The 2,733-nt window shown below is 34.9% G+C and carries 3 protein-coding genes; all 3 read right to left on the bottom strand.

Features of this window, described 5'->3' with window-relative positions; genetic code table 11:
* Window positions 1-277 precede the first annotated feature (277 nt).
* On the bottom strand, window positions 278-907 hold the full coding sequence (locus tag I5M32_RS16480) for a hypothetical protein (RefSeq protein ID WP_200588257.1): 630 nt from the start codon (window positions 905-907) through the stop codon (window positions 278-280).
* A 684-nt stretch (window positions 908-1,591) separates the two neighbouring features.
* On the bottom strand, window positions 1,592-2,158 hold the full coding sequence (locus tag I5M32_RS16475; RefSeq protein ID WP_200588255.1) for a dihydrofolate reductase family protein: 567 nt from the start codon (window positions 2,156-2,158) through the stop codon (window positions 1,592-1,594).
* Between the two features lie 10 nt (window positions 2,159-2,168).
* Complete coding sequence (locus I5M32_RS16470) at window positions 2,169-2,606, bottom strand: tetratricopeptide repeat protein (RefSeq protein WP_200588253.1); 438 nt, start codon at window positions 2,604-2,606, stop codon at window positions 2,169-2,171.
* Window positions 2,607-2,733 lie beyond the last annotated feature (127 nt).

Genomic DNA, 2,733 nt, shown 5'->3' with positions numbered 1-2,733 from the left:
GTTCAATTTGTCAGTTTGCAAAGCTGAAAATTTTCATTTACTGATGCGTTTCGTTCGGGGAACATTTACCGCTAACGGTTTGAAAATTTGCGCAGAAATGGCATTACTTGCAAAACCATTGTCGCATAGTACTAAATTAAATAAATAACTGATGAATTAACGTAAACCACCGTCAGCCATTTTTGTGCAAATTTGCTGTTATAGGTAGCCATTCTTTTTCTTAAGTCATGTATTATGTTAAAATTAACAAATGAATTTGAAGATGTTGTAAACAGTTTTATACTCCGATTAGTCCTCGAAAAACATTCGCGAGCTCTAGTCTTAAGTTCATAATTTCGTTTTTAGTTTTTTCTTCGGCATCTTTCCACAAATCCATAGACCCTTGACCTTCTGGAAACCTACGACCACTTCCATCAGAGTCATATTTTGCGTGATTTTTTGCTTTTAGCATTTGTCGAATAATATTGTTGTATTGTTCCAATGCTGACGCAAGTTGACTGCATAATTCTTCAGTAAAATATATTCGGTTTCTTTCTAGTCTGTCACAAGTCTGTCGATACATCTCTGTCGCCTCATCATCTCGCTTTTTATCTATTTTCCATTCAGGACCTTGAAATAATGTTGTCATATTTTCGAGTTTCTGCTCAAGGTCATAAAAATCTTGATAAATCTCTTTAATAATTTCTCCTCTTTCAGAGTGAAGTTTTGAGAATCTAATTTGATGTTCAGTTTTTAAAATTTCAAGCTGATTTTGATGTTCGGCTTTAGATATTGCGAGTTGATTTCTATAGTTCTCAATTAACATATCAGAACTCTTTGTTAAAATCAGTTTACCTAAATAAACAATTATTCCGGTTATCGTTAGTCCTCCAATTGAGAATTTTATTATTTCTTCAATTATTTCCATTAAGATTGTTTACGATGTTCATTTTAGTACGGTCAGTTTTTTATGGTTACCTATAACGGTTGGCAGGTTTGAGAAATTGCGAAATTACTTGCAGAACCAATGTCGCACCGCACAAAACTGAATAAAAAGAAGTGAAGGAAGTGAGCGCACTTCGCCCGCAATTTTGCAAACCTGTTGTTAGCGGTAGATGTAATTTTTCCATTTTGTGTTCACGTTTTTTGGTTGTTTAGTTTGGTCGGCGATTAGGTCGGCCTTTTTTCAACTTGTCCTTAAAAAACTAAAAAAGATTCGTCGGTTCAGTTTTGTCGGCCAAAATACTCTTTGAAATTGTCGTTCAGTTGAGTGTTCCGGTCGGTCAAAAATTGGTTCAGGTTAAATTATATTTTCGGTTCGGTCGGCTGGAACGTTTGTCAGCTTAAAAACCATTTTTAAATTTCAGTTATTTTCGGCTAAAACCCAAATTTCGGGTCGGCGACGAATTTTTTGTCGGTTCAATTCGTCAGTTTGCAAAGCTGAAAATTTTCATTTACTGATGCGTTTCATTCGGGGAACATTTACCGCTAACGTTTTGCGTGTATGAGAAGTAGCGGATTTAAAAGCACTTCACTTTCAGTTTAGCACTGACTTTATAAAAAGTACAGACCTGAAATTTACCACTTAACCCGCTATTTCTTATACACGCTGTTAGCGGTTCGTTGTTTCTTCTGATGTCGGTTCGTAATACATAATTGTTACGCCTGAATTCAAAGTTTTTGTCTTGATGAGTTTAAAAATTATCCTGTTTTTAATTTGGTCAAACAGTCGCAAACCTTTGCCTTCTATCATTGGGTGAATGCAAATTTGAAATTCGTCAATGAGATTGCTATTTAAAAGTTGAATAATCAAGCTACGACTACCAATTAAAATGTCCTTTCCTGATTGTTTTTTGAGTTCCAAAACAGTTTCTTCAAGTGGTCTGTTTGCAATTTTTGCTGTGTCCCAACCTGTGTCTTTTATTGTGTTGGAAAAAACAATTTTTTCAAGTTTGTTTATTGCAAATGCAAAATCGTTCATTGACTTTTGGTCAGAAGGATTTGTCAATAATGTTTGCCAAAATTGCATTAGCTGGTAAGTTGTCTTACCATAAAGCATTACTTCTGCATTATTTACAAGGTCTGAATAATGATAATGAAGATTTTCGTCAACTATTCCTACTGTGTGGTCGCAAACACCGTCAAGTGTCATATTGATTGCTGCAATTACTTTTCTCATAAATTTTTTATTATCTGTCTTGTTGTTTTGTCACCCTTTCTATACCATTAACAATTCCACCCTTAACCATATTTCCATATCCGTTCTCTGGTAATAGGTTCGTAAATGAAAGTGCTAAATCATAATTTTTCTTTGCTTCGTCAAAATCGTTTAGGTCTTCGTAGCATTTAGCAATGTTTAAATACAAAGAAGGGTAAGTTCCCTTAATAGTGTCGTCATTTATTTTCAAGGCAAATTGTAAAGCTGTTTCGTCCCATTTTAATTTGTCGGCAATACTTTTTTGATGTCGAGCTACATAATGTGCCGCAGTATATTTTTCAAAGTCGTTTGTTGCTTCGTTCCAAGCTTGAATAAAAAGATTGCTTGCTTCGTCAGATTTTCCTTGCCCTTCAAAGTCCATTCCTTGAGCACAAAGTTTAACTATATTGTTGTTTGGGTCGAATTCCATTTTATGTAATGTTTAATCTTGCTTGTGTTGGGTCGTCCTACAATGACCGCTAACGATTGGCAGGTTTGCGAAATTGCGACTTTACTTGCATAACCAATGTCGCACCCCACAAAACTAAATGAAAAGT

The sequence above is a fragment of the Pedobacter segetis genome, assembly GCF_016623585.1.
In the GTDB taxonomy this organism is placed as follows: Bacteria; Bacteroidota; Bacteroidia; order Sphingobacteriales; family Sphingobacteriaceae; genus Pseudopedobacter; species Pseudopedobacter segetis.
The sequence above is the reverse complement of the archived record's forward strand: the minus strand, read 5'-3'. Positions and strand labels throughout refer to the sequence as shown.